The organism is Streptomyces sp. KPB2, from assembly GCF_003950055.1.
GTDB classification, from domain to species: Bacteria; Actinomycetota; Actinomycetes; order Streptomycetales; family Streptomycetaceae; genus Streptomyces; species Streptomyces salinarius.
Genome location: NZ_CP034353.1, coordinates 1,062,862 through 1,084,609 on the forward strand (window position 1 = coordinate 1,062,862; position 21,748 = coordinate 1,084,609).

General features: G+C 71.6%; 18 protein-coding genes. 12 read left to right on the forward strand and 6 right to left on the reverse strand.

What is annotated here, in order from left to right; genetic code table 11:
- The first annotated feature begins 1 nt into the window (after window position 1).
- The 3 genes from D1J63_RS04735 to D1J63_RS04745 all read left to right on the forward strand — a co-directional run bounded on the left by D1J63_RS04735 (window position 2) and on the right by D1J63_RS04745 (window position 4,322).
- Window positions 2-2,260 carry an excinuclease ABC subunit UvrA gene (locus D1J63_RS04735; RefSeq protein WP_125627857.1) on the forward strand — a complete coding sequence of 753 codons (2,259 nt, stop codon included), beginning with the start codon at window positions 2-4 and terminating at the stop codon, window positions 2,258-2,260.
- A gap of 103 nt (window positions 2,261-2,363) precedes the next feature.
- The gene (gene ddaH, locus D1J63_RS04740; protein WP_125627858.1) at window positions 2,364-3,140 is read left to right on the forward strand and encodes a dimethylargininase; all 777 of its coding nucleotides are present in this window, start codon (window positions 2,364-2,366) and stop codon (window positions 3,138-3,140) included.
- Between the two features lie 207 nt (window positions 3,141-3,347).
- Window positions 3,348-4,322, forward strand: a complete 975-nt coding sequence (locus D1J63_RS04745) for an acyl-ACP desaturase (RefSeq protein WP_102930662.1) — start codon at window positions 3,348-3,350, stop codon at window positions 4,320-4,322.
- Between the two features lie 50 nt (window positions 4,323-4,372).
- Here the strand turns inward: D1J63_RS04745 and D1J63_RS04750 are convergent, their stop codons facing one another.
- A complete protein-coding gene (locus tag D1J63_RS04750; RefSeq protein ID WP_125635199.1) occupies window positions 4,373-4,618 on the reverse strand; it encodes a WhiB family transcriptional regulator in 246 nt (81 codons plus the stop codon).
- 191 nt (window positions 4,619-4,809) lie between these two features.
- Here D1J63_RS04750 and D1J63_RS04755 point away from each other — a divergent pair, with 191 nt between their 5' ends.
- Window positions 4,810-5,595, forward strand: a complete 786-nt coding sequence (locus D1J63_RS04755; protein WP_125627859.1) for a VOC family protein — start codon at window positions 4,810-4,812, stop codon at window positions 5,593-5,595.
- A 343-nt stretch (window positions 5,596-5,938) separates the two neighbouring features.
- On the opposite strand, the gene D1J63_RS04760 is transcribed toward D1J63_RS04755, so the two are convergent.
- Window positions 5,939-6,991 carry a LacI family DNA-binding transcriptional regulator gene (locus D1J63_RS04760; RefSeq protein WP_125627860.1) on the reverse strand — a complete coding sequence of 351 codons (1,053 nt, stop codon included), beginning with the start codon at window positions 6,989-6,991 and terminating at the stop codon, window positions 5,939-5,941.
- A 122-nt stretch (window positions 6,992-7,113) separates the two neighbouring features.
- Window positions 7,114-8,142: a multicopper oxidase domain-containing protein gene (locus D1J63_RS04765; RefSeq protein WP_125627861.1), complete on the reverse strand. Its 1,029-nt coding sequence runs from the start codon at window positions 8,140-8,142 to the stop codon at window positions 7,114-7,116.
- A gap of 332 nt (window positions 8,143-8,474) precedes the next feature.
- On the opposite strand from D1J63_RS04765, the gene D1J63_RS04770 reads away from it, so the two are divergent.
- Both D1J63_RS04770 and D1J63_RS04775 read left to right on the forward strand, forming a co-directional pair.
- Window positions 8,475-10,820 carry a ThuA domain-containing protein gene (locus D1J63_RS04770; protein ID WP_125627862.1) on the forward strand — a complete coding sequence of 782 codons (2,346 nt, stop codon included), beginning with the start codon at window positions 8,475-8,477 and terminating at the stop codon, window positions 10,818-10,820.
- Window positions 10,821-10,834: 14 nt separating this feature from the next.
- The gene (locus tag D1J63_RS04775; protein ID WP_125627863.1) at window positions 10,835-13,024 is read left to right on the forward strand and encodes a family 16 glycoside hydrolase; all 2,190 of its coding nucleotides are present in this window, start codon (window positions 10,835-10,837) and stop codon (window positions 13,022-13,024) included.
- Window positions 13,025-13,042: 18 nt separating this feature from the next.
- Here the strand turns inward: D1J63_RS04775 and ligD are convergent, their stop codons facing one another.
- Window positions 13,043-14,068 (reverse strand): non-homologous end-joining DNA ligase, encoded by a 1,026-nt coding sequence (gene ligD / locus D1J63_RS04780; RefSeq protein WP_125627864.1) that lies wholly within the window; start codon window positions 14,066-14,068, stop codon window positions 13,043-13,045.
- 101 nt (window positions 14,069-14,169) lie between these two features.
- Between ligD and D1J63_RS04785 the strand changes: the two genes are divergently transcribed.
- Entirely contained in the window at window positions 14,170-15,237 is a 1,068-nt protein-coding gene (locus D1J63_RS04785; protein WP_125627865.1) for an ATP-dependent DNA ligase, read from the forward strand.
- Between the two features lie 10 nt (window positions 15,238-15,247).
- On the opposite strand, the gene D1J63_RS04790 is transcribed toward D1J63_RS04785, so the two are convergent.
- Entirely contained in the window at window positions 15,248-16,438 is a 1,191-nt protein-coding gene (locus D1J63_RS04790; RefSeq protein ID WP_125627866.1) for a zinc-dependent alcohol dehydrogenase, read from the reverse strand.
- A 201-nt stretch (window positions 16,439-16,639) separates the two neighbouring features.
- Here D1J63_RS04790 and D1J63_RS04795 point away from each other — a divergent pair, with 201 nt between their 5' ends.
- On the forward strand, window positions 16,640-17,626 hold the full coding sequence (locus tag D1J63_RS04795) for a DUF3048 domain-containing protein (RefSeq protein WP_125627867.1): 987 nt from the start codon (window positions 16,640-16,642) through the stop codon (window positions 17,624-17,626).
- Between the two features lie 15 nt (window positions 17,627-17,641).
- On the opposite strand, the gene D1J63_RS04800 is transcribed toward D1J63_RS04795, so the two are convergent.
- On the reverse strand, window positions 17,642-18,106 hold the full coding sequence (locus D1J63_RS04800; protein WP_125627868.1) for a MarR family transcriptional regulator: 465 nt from the start codon (window positions 18,104-18,106) through the stop codon (window positions 17,642-17,644).
- A gap of 210 nt (window positions 18,107-18,316) precedes the next feature.
- Here D1J63_RS04800 and D1J63_RS04805 point away from each other — a divergent pair, with 210 nt between their 5' ends.
- Genes D1J63_RS04805 through pcaH form a run of 4 tightly spaced genes read left to right on the forward strand, consistent with a single transcriptional unit; the run spans window position 18,317 to window position 21,746 of the window.
- Complete coding sequence (locus tag D1J63_RS04805) at window positions 18,317-19,072, forward strand: CoA transferase subunit A (protein WP_125627869.1); 756 nt, start codon at window positions 18,317-18,319, stop codon at window positions 19,070-19,072.
- Window positions 19,072-19,716 carry a CoA transferase subunit B gene (locus D1J63_RS04810; protein ID WP_125627870.1) on the forward strand — a complete coding sequence of 215 codons (645 nt, stop codon included), beginning with the start codon at window positions 19,072-19,074 and terminating at the stop codon, window positions 19,714-19,716. Before D1J63_RS04805 ends, D1J63_RS04810 begins: the two co-directional genes overlap by 1 nt.
- The gene (locus tag D1J63_RS04815; RefSeq protein ID WP_125627871.1) at window positions 19,713-20,954 is read left to right on the forward strand and encodes a thiolase family protein; all 1,242 of its coding nucleotides are present in this window, start codon (window positions 19,713-19,715) and stop codon (window positions 20,952-20,954) included. The genes D1J63_RS04810 and D1J63_RS04815 overlap by 4 nt, the downstream gene beginning before the upstream one ends.
- An 18-nt stretch (window positions 20,955-20,972) precedes the next feature.
- Window positions 20,973-21,746 (forward strand): protocatechuate 3,4-dioxygenase subunit beta, encoded by a 774-nt coding sequence (gene pcaH / locus D1J63_RS04820; protein WP_102928939.1) that lies wholly within the window; start codon window positions 20,973-20,975, stop codon window positions 21,744-21,746.
- Window positions 21,747-21,748: the final 2 nt, after the last annotated feature.

The following is a 21,748-nucleotide window of genomic DNA, read 5'->3' on the forward strand; positions in this document are numbered from 1 at the left end:
GATGAGCGAATTCATCAGCATCACCGGTGCCAGGGAGAACAACCTCCAGGACGTCACGCTCCGCATCCCGAAGGGCCGGCTGACCGTGTTCACCGGCGTTTCGGGGTCGGGGAAGTCGTCGGTCGTGTTCGACACGATCGCGGTGGAGTCGCGGCGCCAGCTGAACGAGACGTTCACCTGGTTCGTGCGCAACCGGCTGCCCAAGTACGAGCGGCCGCACGCGGACGCCCTGGAGGATCTGACCCCCGCCATCGTCGTCGACCAGCGGCCGGTCGGCGGCCACTCCCGCTCCACGGTCGGCACGATGACCGACATCCACTCCGTGCTGCGGGTGCTGTTCTCCCGGCACGGCACCCCCGGTGCGGGAGGGGCGACGGCGTACTCCTTCAACGACCCGTCGGGCATGTGCCCCGGCTGCGACGGCCTGGGCCGCAGGGTGCAGCCCGACTGGGACCGGATCCTCGACCCGGCGAGGTCGCTGGCGGGCGGGGCGGTCCGCTTCCCGCCGTTCGCGGCCGGGACCTGGCAGGGGCAGGCGTACACCAACACGCCGGAGCTGGACACCGGCAAGCCGGTCGGCGACTTCACGGACGCCGAGCGCGCCTTCCTGATGCGCGGGCGGCCCGGCAGCAAGGTCACCGTCAGCGGCTCGGGCGGGACGTGGAGCACCGACTACGAGGGCCTCGCCGACCGGTTCGAACGGCTGTACCTCAAGCGGGACCTGTCCGGCATGAGCGAGAAGACCCGGAACCTGGTGCGCGGCTTCCTGGTCGAGGCCCGCTGCCCCGACTGCGGCGGCGCCCGGCTGAACGCGGCCGCGCTCGCGTCCCGGATCGGCGGGCGTTCCATCGCCGACTGCTCGCGGATGCAGATCACCGACCTGATCGCCGTACTGCGGGAGATCGACGACCCGGTGGCCCTGCCGGTGGCGGCCGCCGCGGTGGCCGCGCTGGAACGGGTGGAGGCCATCGGCCTCGGCTATCTCAGCCTGGACCGGGAGACCGCCACCCTCTCCGGCGGCGAGGGGCAGCGGCTGAAGACCGTGCGGCACCTCGGGTCCAGTCTCACCGGGATGACGTACATCTTCGACGAGCCCAGCGTCGGGCTGCACCCGCGTGACGTGGGGCGTCTCGGCGACCTGCTGCTGCGGCTGCGCGACAAGGGCAACACCGTGCTGGTGGTCGAGCACGACCCGGACGTCATCGCGCTGGCGGACCACGTCGTCGACATGGGGCCGCGGGCCGGCGCGGACGGCGGCCGGGTGGTGTTCGAGGGGACGCCGGACCGGCTGGCCGCCTCGGACACGCTCACCGGGCGGTGCCTGGGACGGCGTACGGCGGTGAAGGAGACCGTGCGCACACCCACCGGCGAGCTGTGGGTCAAGGGCGCCGACCGGCACAACCTGCGGGAGGTGACGGTGGCGTTCGCGACCGGGGTGCTCACCGCGGTCACCGGGGTCGCCGGGTCGGGCAAGAGCACGCTGGTCGCGGAGCTGACCGCCGCCCACCCGGACGCCGTGGTCGTCGACCAGTCGGCCATCGGCATCTCGGCCCGCTCCACCCCGGCGACGTACCTCGGGATCATGGACACGGTGCGGAAGCTCTTCGCCCGGGAGACCGGTGCCGAGCCGGGGTTCTTCAGCTTCAACTCGGCGGGGGCGTGCGGCACCTGTGAGGGACGCGGGATCATTTACACCGACCTCGCCTTCATGGACCCGGTGACGACCATCTGCCACGACTGCGAGGGGCGCCGCTTCCGGGAGGAGGTGTTGCGTCTGACGGTCGACGGCCGGTCCGTCGCCGACGTGCTCGCGATGACCGCCGACCAGGCCCTCGGCTTCTTCGCCGACACCGGCGTACGCCGCAGGCTGCACGCCCTGCGCGACGTCGGCCTCACCTACCTCACCCTCGGTCAGCCGCTGTCCACGCTCTCCGGCGGCGAGCGGCAGCGCATCAAACTGGCCACCCGGCTGCACCGCACCGGCGCGGTGTACGTCCTGGACGAGCCGACCACCGGACTCCACATGTCGGACGTCCAGGGCCTGCTCGCTCTGCTGGACCGGCTGGTGGACACCGGCAACACGGTCGTGGTCGTCGAGCACAACCTGGACGTGGTGGCGCACGCCGACCGGGTGATCGACCTCGGTCCGGACGGCGGACGGGACGGCGGCCGGGTGATCTTCGAGGGCACCCCGCGCGAGCTGCTCGCGGCCCGCGGCTCCAGCACCGCGGAGCATCTCAGGAGGGCTACGAGGGGCTGACGGGGGTTCCGTCCGCCCAGGTCCCCGCTGCATGATGGCGAACCGGCGCCGATACGTGACGCCGGAGCAGCCAGCCCCGAATCGGAGACCCCGGAGACCCCTCGTGCCCAGCAAGAAGGCCCTCGTCCGCCGTCCCAGCCCGAAGCTCGCCGAAGGGCTGGTCACGCACATCGAGCGGGAGAAGGTCGACCACGGCCGTGCCGTCGAGCAGTGGGACGCCTATGTCGAGGCCCTCGGTGCGCACGGCTGGGAGACGCTGGAGGTGGACCCGGCCGACGACTGCCCGGACTCGGTCTTCGTCGAGGACATCGTCGTCATGTACCGCAACGTCGCGCTGCTCACGCGGCCCGGCGCCGAGTCGCGGCGCGCGGAGACGGCCGGCGTCGAGGAGGCCGTGGCCCGGCTCGGCTGCTCGGTCAACTGGGTCTGGGAGCCGGGCACCCTGGACGGCGGCGACGTGCTGAAGATCGGCGACACGATCTACGTGGGCCGCGGCGGGCGCACCAACGCGGCCGGGGTCCAGCAGGTGCGGGCGGCGTTCGAACCGCTGGGCGCCCGGGTCGTCGCCGTGCCGGTGAGCAAGGTGCTGCACCTGAAGTCGGCGGTCACCGCGCTGCCGGACGGGACGGTGATCGGGCACATCCCGATGACGGACGTGCCCTCGCTGTTCCCGCGTTTCCTGCCGGTGCCGGAGGAGTCGGGCGCCCACGTGGTACTGCTCGGCGGCGCCAAGCTGCTGATGGCGGCGAGCGCGCCGAAGACGGCGGACATGCTCGCCGACCTCGGTCACGAACCGGTCCTCGTCGACATCGGGGAGTTCGAGAAGCTGGAGGGCTGTGTGACCTGCCTCTCGGTCCGGCTGCGGGAGCTGTACGCCTGAGCACGCCGCCAGGAACGACCGACCGGCCCCGGGCCTGCGGGTCTCGGGGCCTTGCCGTACTCCGCCGGACGGTGACTGATCAGCGGCCTTTACAGTGCGTTTAACCTACGGTCTCGTAACCTACGGTTTCGTAGCCTACGATCCCGTAGGTTCCCGGCACCGCTCGCCGGCCGCACCGCACTGTCGTACGTCCCCCTGGAGTTATTCGTGACGATCGTCTCCCCGCACCTCGGCACTTCCGCAGAATGGACCGACGCCCGGCTGCTGTACGCGCTGGAGGAAGTGGTCGAGCAGGAACTCAACCGGCATCTGAAGGTCGCCAAGGACTGGATGCCGCACGAGTACGTGCCGTGGAGCGACGGCCGGAACTTCCCGGGGATCTTCGAGGACGGCGAGGCCTGGGAGAAGGAGCAGTCCAAGGTCACCGAGATCGGCCGGATCGCCCTCGTGGTGAACCTCCTGACGGAGGACAACCTCCCCAGCTACCACCACGAGATCGCCAGCCTCTTCGGCCGTGACGGCGCCTGGGGCACCTGGGTGCACCGCTGGACCGCGGAGGAGGGCCGGCACGGCATCGTGATGCGCGACTACCTGCTCGCCTCGCGCGCGGTGGACCCGGACAAGCTGGAGCAGTTCCGCATGGCCCACATGAGCGAGGGCTTCGAGTCGGACAACCGGCACTCGATGCTGCACTCGGTCGCGTACGTGGCCTTCCAGGAACTGGCCACCCGCATCTCGCACCGCAACACGGGCCACCAGTCCGGCGACCCGGTCTGCGACCGCATGCTGGCCCGCATCGCGACCGACGAGAACCTGCACATGGTCTTCTACCGGAACCTGCTCAAGGCGGCCTTCGAGCTGGCGCCCGACCTGACGATGCAGGCGGTCCGGGACGTGGTCGTCAACTTCCGGATGCCCGGTCACGGCATGCCCGGCTTCGAGCGGGCCGCCGCGCAGATGGCGATCGGCGAGGTCTACAACCTGCGCATCCACCACGACGACGTGATCCAGCCCGTGCTGCGCTTCCTGAAGGTCATGGAGATCGACGGCCTCGGTCCCGACGGGCAGGCGGCCCAGGAGGAACTGGGGCTGTACATGGGCGGTCTGGACGCCGAGGCCGCCAAGTTCGACGAGAAGCTGGCGGCGCGCAAGGCCCGGATGGCGGCCCGCGCGGCGGGCTGACCGCTCCGGTCCCGGTCCGCGCGGGCTCCCCTCGCCCGTGCGGACCGCGCTCAGGGGGTGGTGCGCCGCAGGGCCAGCCGTTCCTTCTCCGACAGGCCGCCCCAGACGCCGAAGCGCTCGTCGTTGCTCATGGCGAATTCCAGGCAGGTCGAGCGAATCGGGCACAGGGCGCAGATCCGCTTCGCGTCCCGTACCGAGCTGCCGGGCTCGGGGAAGAAGAAGTCTCCCCCGGTCTGCGCGCACAACGCCTGCTCCTGCCAGCTGAGGTCGGGCGTCGCGGTCGTCTCGATGTGCATGGGCAGCAGCGTGCCGGGCGGCGAAAAACGTTCGATCAACGCGGCATCAACGCCGCGCGTCCGGCACCCGCAGCCGATCAGATCGTCCATTGCCGCGCACGGCGGCGCACGGCGGCGCGCGGAAGCGGTTGTCAGTGGTCGGTGGAAGACTCGTCAGTGCAGGCAACGGGACCCTTCCGAGGAGGGCGATCATGCTCACCACCCGTTACGTCACCGGCGCTCCGAACTGGCTCGACGTCGGCACCCCCGACCTCGACGGCGCCACGTCCTTCTACGGCGGCCTCTTCGGCTGGCGGTTCCGGTCGGCGGGACCGGAGGCCGGCGGTTACGGCTTCTTCGAGCTGGACGGCCGGATCGTGGCCGGCGGCATGCGTACGACCGAGGAGCAGGGCCCGCCGTCGTGGACCGTGTACTTCCAGGCGCCGGACGCCCGGGCCGCCGCGAAGGCCTCCGAGGAGGCCCGCGGCGGAGTCCTCGTGCAGCCGATGGACGTCATGGATCAGGGCACCATGGCGATCCTCGCCGACCGGGCCGGGGTGCCGTTCGGCATCTGGCAGCCCGCGCAGCGCGCGGGTCTGGACGTGGCCGGCGAGACCGGCGCGCTGTGCTGGGTCGAGCTGCACACGGCGGACGTCGCGGCCGCCGCCGCGTACTACCGTGCGGTGCTCGGCCTGGAGACCTCCGCCGTCTCCTTCCCCGGCGGCTCCTACACGTGCGTCAATCCGGCCGGGGAGGGCGAGGAGGCCATGTTCGGCGGCATCGTCCCGCTCGCCGAGGACCCTGCGGACACCGGTGCCGGATGGCTGCCCTACATCGCGGTCGACGACGCCGACGCCACGGTCGCCCGGACGTCGGAGCTGGGCGGCTCGGTCGGTATGCCCGCGACGGACATCGAGGGCGTCGGCCGCGTGGCACGGCTCGCCGACCCCTACGGCGCCCGCTTCGCGATCCTCAGGCCGGCCCCGCGCCAGGGGTAGCGGGCGGGGCGCGTCCGGCGCCCGCACACACATACGTCACGGCCCGACACCAGGGTGCGCGTACCGGCGCGTCCCGCCCTCGCGCCCGATCCGGTGCCTGCACTCGCGCCCGGTCCGGTGCCCGCACTCGCGCCCGGTTCGGTGCCCGCACTCGCTAGACGGTGCCCGGCCCCCGGCACGCACGCGAGCGTGCCCCGCGACCAAACCAAAAGCGCCACCCCGCACGCCCCGCCCCCGCGCCCGGTCCAGCACCCGCACACCGCGCGACGCCCCCGGCGCCCGGCTCACACGCGGGCGTGCCCCGCGCGAGCAAGCCGAGGGCGGGCCGGGTGGCGTGTCCGGCTCAGGCCGTGGCGCGGCGCACGAGGGTGGTCGGCAGGACCACGCCGGGCGCGGTGGCGGCCGGGGCCCGGGGGGCGTCGGCGTCGTCGGCCGGCCCGCCGTCCAGGCCGCGCAGCAGCAGGCGGGCCATCAGCCGGCCCATGCCCTCGATGTCCTGGCGGACGGTGGTCAGCGGCGGGTCGGTCTCCTCGGCGACGGGCAGCATGTCGTCGAAGCCGACGACGGCCACGTCGTCCGGCACCCGCCGCCCGCGTTCGCGCAGTACCCGCAGGGCGCCCGCCGCGGTGAGGTCGTTGGCCGCGAACACGGCGTCCAGGCCGGGGCACCGGTCGAGCAGTTCGCGCATCGCCCGTTCCCCGCCGCCCGAGGTGAAGTCGCCCCGGGCGATCAGCTCCGGGCCGGTGCCGGCCCGGACGTCGCGGAAGCCCGCCAGCCGGTCGGCCGCGGAGGTCTGGTCGAGCGGTCCGGTGATGTGGGCGATGCGGGTGCGGCCGAGCCCGGCCAGGTACTGGACGGCCGAGCGGGCACCGCCCCGGTTGTCGCTGTCCACGTAGACCACGTCGTCCCGCCCGTCGTCCCAGTCGGGGCGCCCCCCGAAGACGGTCGGCAGGCCGGCGCCGCGGACCAGGCCGGGCAGCGGGTCGTTGAGGTGCAGGGAGAAGACGAGCGCGCCGTCGACGTGCCCGCCGGCCAGGTAGCGGCCGACGCGGGCGTGGTCCTCGCGGCCCTCGGTGAGCAGCAGCACGAGCTGGTTGTCGTGGGCCGTCAGTTCCTTGCTGATGCCGCGCAGTTGCTGGGCGAAGTAGGGGTCGGCGAAGACCCGGGTCTCCGGTTCGGCGGCGACGACGGCGACGGCCTGGTGCCGCCGGGTCACCAGGGAGCGGGCGGCCTGGTTGGGCACGTATCCCAGCTCCTCCACGGCGCGCCGGACCCGCTCGGCCAGTGCTTCCCGCACCCCGTGGGCGCCGTTGACCACGCGGGACACGGTGGCCCGCGAGACCCCGGCGCGCTCGGCCACGGCCTCGAGCGTGGGGCGCGGCGCGGTCTCGGTCACGGGCGGCTCCTCCTCGGCGGCTGCGGCTCAGGATAGCGGCAGCCACCGGGCGGGAGGACGCGTGCTCGGGGTGGGGAACGTGCTGGTGCGTGGCCGGGCTGGGCCGCCCGGCCGGCGCCGGCTCAGTGCTCGTGCTGGTGTTCCGGCGCCGGTGCCTCGGCGTCCGGCACTGCGCTCTTCGCGGCCGTTCCGCCGTGGTCGTGCGGCTCGTACCCGGGGATCGTGCCGTCCGGCTTCTTCACGAGGAAGAGGCCCACCATCCCCATGTCGGAGTGGCTCTGCACGTGGCAGTGGTACATCCACGCCCCGGCGCCCACCCCCTCCCCCGCGATGATCTGGAAGCCGAAGGAGTCCGCCGGGCCGGTGATCTTGTTGTCGATGACGCGGGACGGGTCGTCGGGCCCGGTGAGGATGCCCGTGCGGTTGTCCGCCCAGCGGTGACCGTGCATGTGGAAGGTGTGGTAGTACTCGCCGTGCGTGATCATGACGATCTCGACGCGGTCGCCCACGGTGGCCTCGAAGTCGGGACCGGTGTGCGGGGCGCGGTTGTTGATGGTCATGTCGTTGAAGACGATGGTGTGCGTGGCGTCCGGCAGCACGTCGCCCTTGCGGCGCACGATCACCGGGCCGTAGAGGCCCTTGCGGATGCCGCCGGTGCCGTGTTCGGTGCCCACCACGTGGTCGTGGTAGTGCCAGTAGCCCGCGCTGCCCGGCCGGTAGGTGCCGTCGTTGCGGCGTCCGGGCTTGTGGGTGCGCCAGGTGTAGGTGCGGGTGCCGCCGGGCTCGACGTCGCTCTTGTTCATCGCGGTGCCGTCGCTGGAGATCTCGTAGTCCAGGCCGTGGACGTGCAGACTGGCCCGCACGTCCATGGTGTTCGTGAACTCGATGTGCAGCGTGTCGCCCTCGTTGAGCTCGATCAGCGGGCCGGGGACGGACGCCTTGCCCTTTTCGAAGCCGTAGCCCATCTGCCCGTCTGGCAGCTTCTCGGCGTACATCTTGAGGTGTCTCACCTCGCCGCCGGCCGGCGCCGTCGGCGCGGTGATCCCCTTGGCCGAGGGCGGGGCGCCCACGGCCTCCGGGGCGATGGACAACGATGTCGCGGCGGCCGCGCCGCCCAGCAGTACCCGTCGGTTGAAGCCTCGCCTGTCCATGCCCAACTCCCCACGCCGATACGGAATGTGCGCGCACCCAGGACCTGATTGGCTGTGCCGAACCTGTGGGACCGTACCGGTTGCCGTCGTGTTTATCCACACTCAGGACAAAGTTCGTTCGATCCCGGTCATACCTATTGGCGTACCGCGCAAAGAGGTCTAGCTTCCTTGGCGCTGCTGCCGTGACCGAGGAGGTGCCCATGCCCTTAAGAGGGTTGAGCGCGAGAAGAAGAGGCTGGGCGGCGTGCGCCACCGCCGCTTTCGTCGCCGCGGGACTGCTGGCCGGCCCTGCCGCCAGCGCACGTCCGGCGCCGGACCCATCCCTGACAACGATGTCGATCAAGTCGCCTCCGGGTGGCGCGAACGTACGGGTGCTGATCTTCTACGGTTCCGCCGCGGCCGGGGACGAGTCTCCGGTCGTGAACGCCGGGATCGCGGCCATCGAGCGGATCGGGCTCTCCGGCCCGGCCAAGGAGCGCTTCAAGGTCGAGGCCACGGACAACGCCGACGTCTTCACCAACGGGAAGAAGCTCGGCCGCTTCAACGCGGTCGTGTTCCTGACCGGCGGCGGCGACGTCCTGACGCCCGCCCAGGAGGTGGGCCTGGAGGCCTACATGGAGGCCGGGGGCGGCTTCCTCGGCGTCCACGACGCGGCCCGTGCGGAGCCGTACTCGGACTGGTTCACGGGTCTGGTCGGCGCGCGTCCGGCCGCCGACAGTCCGGCGAAGGTCCAGCGGGCCACGGTCGAGGTCGGTGACCGGCGGCATCCGGCCACCAAGGACCTGCCGATGGAGTGGAAGCGCCCCGACCAGTGGCTGAACTGGAAGGAGAACCCGTCCGGCGAAGTGCACACCGTGGCCCGGGTGCGCGAGTCGACGTACGCGCCCGGCGCGAGCGCCAACGGGGCCGACCACCCGGTCAGTTGGTGCCGGGACTACGACGGCGGCCGGTCCTTCTACACCGGCATGGGCGGCACGGTGTCGTCGTACGACGAGACCGACTTCCGCAGCCATCTGCGCGGCGCCCTGATGTGGACGACCCGGCTGTCGCAGGCCGACTGCAAGGCGACCATCGACGCCAACTACAAGGCCGAGCGGCTCACCGAGCCCAACCAGCCCGGCCAGAACGACCAGATCGGCGAACCGCACGGCCTGGTCACCGCCCCCGACGGCCGCGTGTTCTACATCGGGCGCGGCGGCGCGGACTCCTCCCAGCCGGTGGTGACCGACTGGAACGACCCGAACGTCGGCAAGGGCACGGGCGAGATCCACGTCTGGGACCCGAAGACCGACAAGGTCACCCTCGCGGGCGCGCTGACCGTCTTCGGCAACAAGGGCGGCGGCGACGAGCTGACCAAGGTCGAGGAGGGCCTGCTCGGCATCGAGCTGGACCCGGGGTTCGAGGAGAACGGGTGGGTGTACCTGCACTACACCCCGCACTCCGAGATCAACCGGGACACGCACATGGCCGAGCGCCGGGTCTCCCGCTTCACGCTGGACCTCGCGACCAACAAGCTGGACCTGGGCAGCGAGAAGGTGCTGCTGAAGTGGCCGGTGCAGATCCACAGCTGCTGCCACGCGGGCGGCGGGATGGCCTGGGACTCCAAGGGGAACCTGTACATCGCCACCGGTGACAACAACTCCAGCGGCTTCAGCGGCGGTTATTCCGGCAACAACCCGGAGCCCAACTTCAAGGGCGTTTCCTTCGCCGACGCGCGCCGCACCGCCGGCAACACCAACAACCTCAACGGCAAGATCCTGCGCATCCACCCGGAGCCGGACGGGACGTACACGCTCCCCGAGGGCAACCTCTTCACCGGGAAGGAGACCGCCGAGGGCGGCGGCAAGACGCGCGGTGAGATCTACGTGATGGGTGTGCGCAACCCGGCGCGCATCTCGGTCGACAAGAAGACCGACACCCTGTACGCCGGCTGGGTCGGCCCGGACGCCGGCGCCCCGTCGCCGACGTGGGGTCCGGCCAAGTACGACACGTTCGCCGCGATCACCGAGGCGAGCAACCGCGGCTGGCCGTACTGCATGGGCAACAAGCAGCCGTACCGGGACCGGAACCTGCCGGACCCGTCGAAGCCGCTGGGCTGGTACGACTGCGACCACCCGAAGAACGAGTCGCCGAACAACGACGGCCTGGTCAACCTGCCGCCGGTGACCGGCAACAACATCTGGTACTCGCCGCAGGGCGGCGGCCCCGACTACCCGCGCGACGAGAACGGCGTCCCGTCGTACAAGGAGGACGAGGCCACGTACAGGCTGCCCTGGCTCAAGGGTGGTGGCCAGGCCGCGATGAACGGGCCGGTGTACCGCTACGACGCCGACAGCACCAGTGACACCAAGTGGCCCGCGTACTGGGACGGCAAGTGGTTCGTCGGTGACTTCTACGACGCCGACCAGCCGCGCAACGCGGTGCTGATGGACCCGAAGACGCAGGGCGACGGCGGTCTGCCGGTGCACTCGGAGTCCCTGAAGAAGATCGTGCCGGTCGGCAACGACGGCATCAAGAACCTGATGGGCTGGAAGTTCGGCCCGGACGGCGCGCTGTACGTCCTCGACTACGGCCGCGGCTTCTTCACCTCGGACTCCAAGTCGGCGCTGTGGAGGGTCACCTACGAGGGCGGCGGGCCGACCCCGGCCGCCAACCAGCTGGCGAGGGGGTCCGAGTGATACGCCAACGAAGAATGTGGGCCGCGCTGTTGGCCGGCCTGCTGATGGTGCTCGGTCTGCAGGCGACGTCCGCCTCCGGACAGCCCGCGGCGGCGCCCGCCGCGGCCGCCGCCGACCAGGTGCTCACCTGGACGGCCGGCGACGACATCACCAAGTACACGTCGGCGCCCGAGACGGCGGTGGCCGGTCCGGCCACGATCGTCTTCGAGAACAGTGAGGCCACCGGCAACACCACCGGCATGCCGCACACGCTGACGTTCGTGACCAGCGATCCCGAGTACAACCAGGACGTGCAGCTGAACATCCTGGCCAACCCGTTCGACGACCAGGGCGGCAAGCACACCGCCGAAGTCACCCTCACCCCCGGCAAGTACCTCTACCACTGCACGATCCCGGGCCACGGCCAGATGACGGGCGTGCTCGTGGTGACCGAGGGCGGCGGTGGCGAGGACACCACGGCGCCGGCGACCTCGGCCGAGGTGGGCGGCACGCAGAACGCCGACGGCGCGTACGTCGGCTCCGCGACCGTGACGCTCGCCGCCACCGACGAGGGCGGCTCCGGCGTCGAGCGGATCGAGTACGCGATCGGTGCCGACGGCGCCTGGCAGCCGTACACCACGCCGGTCGTCGTCGACCAGGTGGGCGAACACACGGTGCGCTACCGGGCGTTCGACAAGGCGGGCAACGCCGCCGAGGAGAAGAGCGTCACGTTCGCCGTGGCCGCGCCGGACACCGACGACACGACCGCGCCGGAGACCTCGGCGACGGTCAGCGGTGAGAAGAACGCGGACGGTGCCTACATCGACATGGCGACGGTGACCGTCACCGCCTCCGACACCGGTTCCGGCGTCAACACCATCGAGTACGCGGTCGGCGACGGCGCCTGGACGGCGTACACGGCGCCGGTCATGGTGCACGAGGTCGGCGAGCACACCGTGCGCTACCGGGCCACCGACAAGGCGGGCAACGTCGCGGCGGAGAAGAGCGTCGCCTTCACCGTGGCCGCCGCTCCCCCGCAGGACACCACCCCGCCGGTGACCGGCGCGACCGTGGACGGCACCAAGGACTCCGACGGCGCCTACGTCGGCAGCGCGAAGGTGACCGTGAGCGCCGCGGACGAGGGCGGTTCCGGTGTCGCCGCGGTGGAGTACTCGCTGGACGCCGGGCCCTACCTGGCGTACACCGACCCGGTGGTCGTGGACCGGGTGGGCCGGCACACCGTGGCGTACCGGGCGAGCGACAAGGCGGGCAACACCTCCGAGCCGCTGACCGTGAGCTTCACGGTGGTGGCGGGCCAGGTGCCGCCGCCGCCCTGCCCGGAGTACGACGAGCGCCGCACGGTGATCGTCGGCACGGTCGACTCGGGGGTGCCGAACCGGGTCACCGACAACCGGTGCCGGATCGGCGAGATGATCGAGGACGAGAAGGAGTGGACGTCCCAGGCGCTCTTCCTCAAGCACGTCCGTGAGGTCATGGACGCGCTCCTGGACGAGGGCGTCGTCGACAAGCGGGAGTACCGGGCGATCAACAAGGCCGCCCGCCAGTCGAAGATCGGCAGGCCCGGCCAGACCGAGGGCTACCGCACGATCCTCGACGGCAGCCAGGAGTCCTTCGCGAAGTGGGAGCAGGTGGGCGGGGGTTCGTTCGCGCTGAACGCGGACGGGTCGATCACGTCCAGCACCAGCACGCCCGGCATGGGCATGCTGTGGTTCCCCGAGCGCAAGTACGGGGACTTCTCGCTGAAGCTCCAGTGGCGTGACGACGCGGCGGGCACGGCGAACACCAACGGCGGCGTCTTCGTGCGCTTCCCGCAGGTGCACGACCACCCGGAGGAGCCGCGGCCGGAGTGGGTGGCCATCAAGTACGGGCACGAGATCCAGGTGTTCGACAGCCCGACCGGCGACATGTACAAGTCCGGGTCCGTCTACGGCTTCGACCGGGTCGGCCTGGCCGGCGCGGGCGTGACGGAGAAGGGGACCTGGAACGACTACGAGATCCGCGTGGTGGACCAGCACTTCTCGATCTACCGCAACGGCGTGCTGATCAACGAGTTCGACAATTTCGGCGGCCAGACCTTCTACCCCGAGCGCTCGGACGACCCGGGCACGGACGGGCGGCGGTTCGCGGCCGGCTACATCGGACTGCAGGTGCACAGCACGTCGGACGTGGTCTCGTACCGCGACGTCCGGATCAAGGACCTGTAGAAGCACGGTGGTCGGGGCTCAGTCCGGGTCGGGAGTCTTCTTCCTGGCCCGGCTGGGCTGGACCCGGCTCGGCTCGCCCGGCATCTTCGGATACTCGGGCGGGTACGGCAGATCGCCGAGCCCGTGGTCGTGCTCGTCCTTCGTCGCCAGTTCCAGCAGCGCGTCGAGGGAGTACCTCGTGTCGTCCATGCCCGCGTGCACGTCGCCGAGTTCGGCAAAGCGCGCGGGCATGGTCGTGATGTCGAAGTCCTGCGGGTGGGCGACGCCCACCTCGTCCCAGGTCAGCGGCGCGGAGACCGGCGCGCCCGGGCGGGGCCGCACGGAGTAGGCGGAGGCGATGGTGCGGTCGCGGGCGGTCTGGTTGTAGTCGACGAAGATGCGCTCGCCGCGCTCCTCCTTCCACCACTTGATGGTGACCCGGTCGGGCATCCGGCGTTCCATCTCCCGGCCGACGGCGATCGCGGCGCGCCTCACCTGGGTGAAGGTCCAGCGCGGCTCGATCGGCACGAAGACGTGGATGCCCCGCCCGCCGGAGGTCTTGGGCCATCCGCGCAGTCCGCCGAACTCCTCCAGCACCGCGCGCAGTTCGTGGGCGGCGCGGGCGGCGTCGTCGTAGTCGGTGCCGGGCTGCGGGTCGAGGTCGATGCGCAGTTCGTCGGGGTGGTCGACGTCGTCGCGGCGCACCGGCCAGGGGTGGAAGGTGAGGGTGCCGTACTGGGCGGCCCACAGCACGGCGGCCTCCTCGGTCGGACACATCTCGTCGGCGCTGCGCCCGCTGGGGAAGGTGATGTGCGCGGTCGGGATCCAGTCGGGCATGCCCTTGGGCGCGCGCTTCTGGTAGAACCACTCGCCGGTGATGCCGTCGGGGTAGCGCTGGAGGGTGGTGGGCCGCTCGCGCAGGGCGCGCAGGATGCCGGGGGCGACGGCCTGGTAGTACCGGGCCACGTCGAGCTTGGTGTACCCGTGCTCCGGGAAGAACACCTTCCCCGGGCTGGACAGCCGTACGGTCCGGCCGCCCGCCTCCAGTTCCACCGCTTCCGCCATGCGAGCCACGGTAGGCGCAGCACGGGAGCTTCGCATATCAGGCGTGCGCGGGCGGGGGCGTACAGCAGGCGTGCGCGGGCGGGCGCGTACAGAATCGGACCATGGACCTCCCCGTCATGCCGCCCGTGAAGCCGATGCTCGCCAAGTCCGTGGCGAAGATCCCGCCGGGCATGCACTACGAGGCGAAGTGGGACGGATTTCGGGCGATCGTGTTTCGCGACGGGGACGAGGTGGAGCTGGGGAGTCGCACGGGCAAGCCGTTGACCAGGTACTTCCCGGAGCTGGTGGCGGCGGTGCGGGAGCGGTTGCCCGAGCGGTGCGTGGTGGACGGGGAGATCGTGATCGCGCGGGACGGGCATCTCGACTTCGACGCGCTGACCGAGCGGATCCATCCGGCGGACTCCCGGGTGCGGACCCTGGCGGAGCGCACGCCGGCCTCGCTGGTCGCCTTCGACCTGCTTGCGCTGGACGACGAGTCCCTGCTCGACGTGGGACTGGCCGACCGGCGGGCGTTGCTGGTGCGGGCGCTGGGCGGGGTGACGCCGCCGGTGCACGTGGCACCGGCGACGGACGACATCGAGGTGGCCCGGCAGTGGTTCGAGCAGTACGAGGGCGCGGGGCTCGACGGGGTCGTCGCCAAACCGCTCGACCTGCGGTACCGGCAGGACGAGCGGGCCATGTTCAAGATCAAGCACGAGCGCACGGCGGACGTGGTCGTCGCCGGTTACCGCTTCCACAAGAGCGGCCCCGTGGTCGGCTCGCTGCTGCTCGGCCTGTACGACGACCGGGGCACCCTCCAGCACGTGGGGGTGTGCGCGGCCTTCACCATGAAGCGCCGGGCCGAGCTGGTGGAGGAGCTGGAGCCGCTGCGCATGGACGGCGTGGGCGGCCATCCGTGGGCGAAGTGGGCCGAGGAGGCCGCGCACGAGTCGGCACGGCTGCCGGGCGCGCCGAGTCGCTGGTCGGGCAAGAAGGACCTGTCCTGGGTGCCGCTGCGTCCGGAGCGGGTGGTCGAGGTGGCGTACGACCACATGGAGAACGGGGCACGCTTCCGGCACACGGCCCGCTTCCGCCGCTGGCGCCCGGACCGGACCCCCGAGAGCTGCACCTACGCGCAGCTGGAGGAGCCGGTCCGCTACGACCTGGCGGAGATCCTGGGCGGCGCCTGAGCGGCGGGCGTCACGGCCTCATCAGGACCTTGACCGCGCCGTCCCGCTTCTTCTGGAACATCTCGTACGCCTGCGGCGCCTGGGACAGCGGCACGTGGTGGGTGGCGAAGCCGTCGACGCCGAGGGGGTCCTCGTCGGTCAGGAACGGGACGATCTCGTCGCTCCAGCGGCGTACGTTGGCCTGGCCCATGCGCAGCTGGATCTGCTTGTCGAACATGGTGAGCATCGGCATCGGGTCGGCCATGCCGCCGTACACGCCGGACAGCGAGATGGTGCCGCCGCGGCGCACCAGGTCGATCGCGGTGTAGAGGGCGGCGAGCCGGTCGATGCTGAACCGCTCCGCCAGCGGGCCGCCGATGGCCCGGGGCATCACCGCGGCGGTCTGCTGCACCAGCTTGGCCACGGCGCCGCCGTGCGCCTCGGTGCCGACCGCGTCGACCACGGCGTCGGGGCCGCGGCCGCCCGTGCGGTCCTGGATCGCGGCGACGAGTTCCTTCTCCTTGTCGAAGGATCGCAGGTCGAACGTCTCCACGCCCCGTGCGCGGGCCCGCTCCAGCCGCTCCGGCACGAGGTCGACGCCGAACACCTGGTCGACACCCTTGAGCCGGGCGATCCGGCACGCCATGTCGCCGATCGGGCCGAGGCCCAGCACGGCGAGGCTGCCGCCCTGCGGTACGGCGGCGTACTCGACCGCCTGCCAGGCGGTGGGCAGTACGTCGGAGAGGTAGACGAATCGGTCGTCGGCCGGACCCTCGGGCACCTTGATCGGGCCGAACTGGGCCTGCGGCACCCGCAGGTACTCGGCCTGGCCGCCGGGGATCGCGCCGTACAGACGGGTGTAGCCGAACAGCGGGGCGCCCATGCCCTCGCCGGTGACCTGGGTGGTCTCGCACTGGGTCGGCAGCCCGGTGTCGCACATGTAGCAGTGTCCGCACGCGATCTGGAACGGCACCACGACCCGGTCGCCGGGCTTCAGACGGGTCACCTCCGGGCCGACTTCCTCGACGATGCCCATCGGCTCGTGGCCGAGGATGTCGCCCGGTGTCATGAACGGCGTGAGCACCTCGTACAGGTGCAGGTCGGAGCCGCACAGCCCGGACGAGGTGACGCGGATGACGGCGTCCGTCGGCTCCTGGATCCTCGGGTCGGGCACCTCCTCCACCCGCACGTCCCGCTTGCCCTGCCACGTCACTGCCTTCATCGCCCGCGCTCCCTCCGTCGCCGTGCGCGTCGGTTCTGCGTGGCGGCCGGGTACCCCGGGGCTCCCGGCCCCGAACCCGGCGGTCGTTTCGGCCGAACAGCGGATTATCTGCCCCGTTCCGTGTGCCGTATCGGATTCAGTCAGGTATGGCACTAAATGCTTCAAGAAGCGCACAATCAATGACACGGGATGGGTGGACGGATGACCGGATCGCGAAGAGGAACCCACAAGGGGCGATGCGCCGCCCTGCTGACGGCGGCGGTGGCGGTCTCGCTGGCCGCGGCGGGCTGCACGACGGGGCCCGGCACCGAGGACGACGGGCGGGCGTCAAACGCGCCGCAACCGGAGCGGTCGCACAGCGCGGCCCCCGCGTCCGGACCGGTGCTCGCCGTGAAGGTCGACAACGTACGCGCGGCCCGTCCCCAGACGGGTCTGGAGGACGCGGACGTCGTCTACGCCGAGCCGGTGGAGGCCGGACTGAGCCGCCTGATGGCGATCTACGCCACCAAGCTGCCCGAGTCGGTGGGACCGGTGCGCAGCGCCCGCGAGTCCGACCTGGAGCTGCTGGGCCAGTTCGACCAGCCGGTGCTGGCGTTCTCCGGTGCGCAGAGCAAGCTGCTGCCGCTGATCGACAAGGCGCCGCTGCGCGCGGAGCCCGCGGACGAGGACTCCGCGGCCTACGTGCGCGACCCGAACCGGCAGGCTCCGCACAACCTCTACCTGCGACCGGCCGAACTGCTCCGCAAGCCGTCGGGCGCCGCGGCCCTCACCACCGGTTTCACCTACGGCAAGGCACCCGCGGGCGGGCGGGCGGAGTCCTCGCACACGGTCCGCTACCCCTCGGCGAGCTTCACCTTCACCTGGTCCGACAGCCGGGACCGGTGGCTGGTCACCATGGACGGCAGCCCGGCCCGCACCACCGACGGCGGCCGGCTGGCCCCGGCCACGGTCGTCGTGCAGCACGTGACGGTGCGGGAGTCGGCCTTCCGCGACTTCCGCAGCAGCAAATCGCCCTACGTCGAGTCGGTGGGCTCGGGGCATGCGGAGGTGCTGCGCGACGGGCGCGCCTACGAGGCGACCTGGAAGCGCGGGGCGGCCGAGGACGGCACGACCTTCACCACCGAGGACGGCAAGCCGCTGAACTTCGCCGAGGGGCAGGTCTGGGTGGTCTTCGCCGGGCGCTCCTGACGGGGAAGTCCCCGCTCAGCCCGCTGCCGTCGTCGGTTCGGCCGGGTTGCGGAGCCCCTCCGCGGCGTCCGCGACCCGGCGCAGGAGGTCGACGAAGACCGCCTGCTCGCCGGGGGCGAGCGGGGCGAGGAAGACCTGGTTCATGCGCGCGATGCGCACGCCCAGCCTGCGGTGGACACGCTGCCCCTCCTCGGTGAGCCGGAGCAGGGACCGGCGGCCGTCCTGCGGGTCGCGCACCTTGTCGAGCAGCCCGCGTCGGCCGAGCCTGCTGACCACCTCCGCGATGGTGGACCGGTCCAGCCCCACCCGCTCGCCCACGGTGCGCTGGTCCAGGCCCGGCTCGGCGACCAGGGCGTTGAGGACCGCGTACTGCGGCGAGGTGGTCTCCTCGGAGACCATCGTGGTCCACAGCAGGTAGTGCGCCTGCTGCAGCCGCCTGGCGAGGTGGCCGGGGTGGGTGGTCAGATCGACCGCTGCCATGCGCGCACTCCCGTGGGTCACTTTCGTTGGTGCACTGACGATACATGGAACGAACAGCGGCAGCCCGAGATCACTCCTTGCGGTCTACCTCGCGTTTTGTGGGTCTTGACGCCCCGACCGTCCGATGGCAGCGTGTGGGCAACCTCGCTGAAATACTCAGTGCCCTGACTATCCACTCACGGGGCGCGCGGCAGAGATGGGGCTTCTCGGATGGACAAGGTGGTGGCCACGGCCGGTGAGGCGGTGGCCGACGTGCCCGACGGCGCGTCGCTCGCGGTGGGCGGTTTCGGGCTGAGCGGTGTGCCGAACGTGCTGATCCAGGCGCTGTACGAGCGCGGGACCGGCGGGCTGTCGGTGGTCTCCAACAACTGCGGGGCGATGGACTCCGGGCTGGCCGTCCTGCTGGCCGCCGGACGCATCGCCCGCGTGACCGGGTCCTACATCGGCGCGAACAAGGAGTTCGCGCGCCAGTACCTGGGTGGGGAGCTGGAGGTGGAGATGATCCCGCAGGGCACGCTGGCCGAGCGGCTGCGGGCCGGCGGCGCCGGCATCCCCGCCTTCTACACCCCCGCCGGGGTCGGCACCCAGGTCGCCGACGGCGGGCTGCCGTGGCGGTACGACGGGTCGGGCGGGGTCGCGCTGGCCTCGCCGCCGAAGGAGGTCCGCGAGTTCGACGGGACGGAGTACGTCCTGGAGCGCGGCATCCGCACCGACTTCGCGCTGGTCCGCGCGGCGAAGGGCGACCGGCACGGCAACCTGGTCTTCGCCAAGTCGTCCCGGAACTTCAACCCGCTGGCCGCGATGGCCGGCCGGGTGACGATCGCCGAGGTGGAGGAGCTGGTCGAGCCCGGCGGGATCGACCCGGACGCGGTGCACCTGCCGGGGATCTTCGTCCAGCGGGTGGTGGCCCTCACCCCCGAGCAGGCCGCCGACAAGAAGATAGAGAAGCGGACGGTGAGTTCGTAATGCCCTGGACGCGTGAACAGATGGCCGCGCGGGCCGCGCTGGAGCTGGCGGACGGCCAGTACGTCAACCTCGGCATCGGCCTGCCCACCCTGATCCCGAACTACCTCCCCGAGGGCGTCGAGGTCACCCTGGAGTCGGAGAACGGCATCCTGGGCACCGGCCGGTACCCGACCGAGGCCGAGGTGGACCCCGACCTGATCAACGCGGGCAAGGAGACGGTCACGGTCCGCCCGGGCGCCGCCTTCTTCGACTCGGCCCTCTCCTTCGGCATGATCCGGGGCGGGCACATCGACGTGGCGGTGCTCGGCGCGATGCAGGTCTCCGCGACCGGCGACCTCGCGAACTGGGCGATCCCGGGGAAGATGATCACCGGGATCGGCGGCGCGATGGACCTCGTCCACGGCGCCCGTACGGTCATCGTGGTCATGACGCACACCGCCAAGGACGGCTCCCCCAAGATCCTGGAGGAGTGCTCGCTGCCGCTCACCGGCAAGGCCTGTGTGAACCGTGTCATCACCGACCTCGGCGTCCTGGACGTCACCGACGACGGTCTGGTCCTGGTGGAGACCGCGCCGGGCGTGGACGTCGACGAGGTCGTCGCCAAGACGGACGCCAAGCTCGTCGTAGCGGAGGGCCTGAAGTGAAGGACGTCTACATCGTCGACGCGGTGCGCACCCCGTTCGGCAAGTACAACGGCGGCCTGGCGGGCGTACGCCCGGACGACCTGGCCGCGCACGCGGTCCGTGAACTCCTCGGCCGCACCCCTGACCTGGACCCGTCCCGGATCGACGACGTGTACTTCGGCAACGCCAACGGCGCCGGCGAGGAGAACCGCAACGTCGCCCGCATGGCCGCCCTCCTGGCCGGCCTGCCCACCACCGTCCCCGGCGTCACCGTGAACCGGCTGTGCGCGTCCGGCCTGGAGGCGGTGATCCAGGCCGCCCGCGCCATCGCCGTCGGTGACGCCTCGGTCGCGCTCGCGGGCGGTGTCGAGTCGATGACCCGGGCGCCGTACGTGCTGCCCAAGTCGGACCGGCCCTTCCCCGCCGGGCACACCGAGATGTACTCCACCACCCTCGGCTGGCGCATGGTCAACCCGGCGATGGACCCGCAGTGGACGATCCCGCTCGGCGAGTCGGCGGAGCTGATCGCCGACAAGCACGGGATCACCCGCGAGCAGCAGGACGAGTACGCCCTCGCCTCCCACCACAAGGCCGCCCGCGCCCAGGCCGACGGCCTCTTCGACGCCGAGCTGGCACCCGTCCCGGTACCGCGCCGCAAGGGCGACCCGGTGGACTTCGCCGCCGACGAGTGCGTACGCCCGGACGCCTCCATGGAGGCAATGGCCAGGCTCAGGCCGTCCTTCCGCAAGACGAGCGAAGCGAGATGGGGGTCCCCCCGGCCGGAGGCTGGGGGAGGCACGGTGACCGCCGGGAACGCCTCGCCGCTCAACGACGGTGCCGCGGCGCTGCTCCTGGTCGACGAGGAGGGCCTGCGGGCCACCGGGCGGGAGCCACTGGCCCGTGTCTCGGCGACCGGCGTCTCGGCGACCGACCCGCAGTACTTCGGACTCGCCCCCGTCGAGGCCGTGAACCGCGCGCTGGCCAAGGCCGGCCGGAGCTTCGCCGACCTGGACGTGCTCGAACTCAACGAGGCGTTCGCCGCCCAGGTGCTCGGCTGTGTCGCCGAGTGGCCCGAGTTCGACCCCGCGGTCCTCAACCCGCAGGGCGGCGCCATCGCCCTCGGCCACCCGCTCGGCGCCTCGGGCGCCCGCCTCGCCGGCACCGTCGCCCACCAGCTCGCCCGCAAGGGGAGCGGCACCGGCATCGCCACCCTCTGCATCGGCGTCGGCCAGGGCCTCGCGCTGGTCCTCGACCGCTAGTCACCCACGGGATCCCCTATGACTCTCACCCAGCACGACATCGACGCGGAGATCGCGGCCGAGCACGCCGCCTACGAGAAGCGGGTCGCCGACGGCGCGCCCGTCGAGCACCACCCGCGCCGCGACTACGCCCCGTACCGCTCCTCGGTGCTGCGCCACCCGAAGCAGCCGCCGATCGCCATCGACGTCACCAAGGACCCGGAGCTGGTGGAGCTGGCCTCCCCCGCCTTCGGCGAGCGGGACATCACCGAGATCGACAACGACCTGACCCGGCAGCACACCGGGGAGCCGGTCGGCGAGCGCATCACCGTCTCCGGCCGCCTCCTCGACCGGCACGGCAGACCGGTGCGCGGGCAGCTCGTGGAGATCTGGCAGGCCAACTCGGCCGGGCGCTACGCCCACCAGCGCGAGCAGCACGACGCGCCGCTGGACCCGAACTTCACCGGCGTCGGCCGCACCCTCTCCGACGACGACGGCTTCTACCGCTTCACCACGGTGCAGCCCGGCCCCTACCCGTGGCGCAACCACGTCAACGCCTGGCGCCCCGCGCACATCCACTTCTCCGTGTTCGGTTCGGCGTTCACCCAGCGCCTGGTCACGCAGATGTACTTCCCGAACGACCCGCTGTTCCCGTACGACCCGATCCTTCAGTCGGTGACGGACGACGCGGCGCGGCAGCGGCTGATCGCGACGTACGACCACAGTCTGTCGGTGCCGGAGTTCTCGCTCGGCTACCACTGGGACATCGTGCTCGACGGCCCGAACGCCACCTGGATCGAAGAAGGACGCTGACC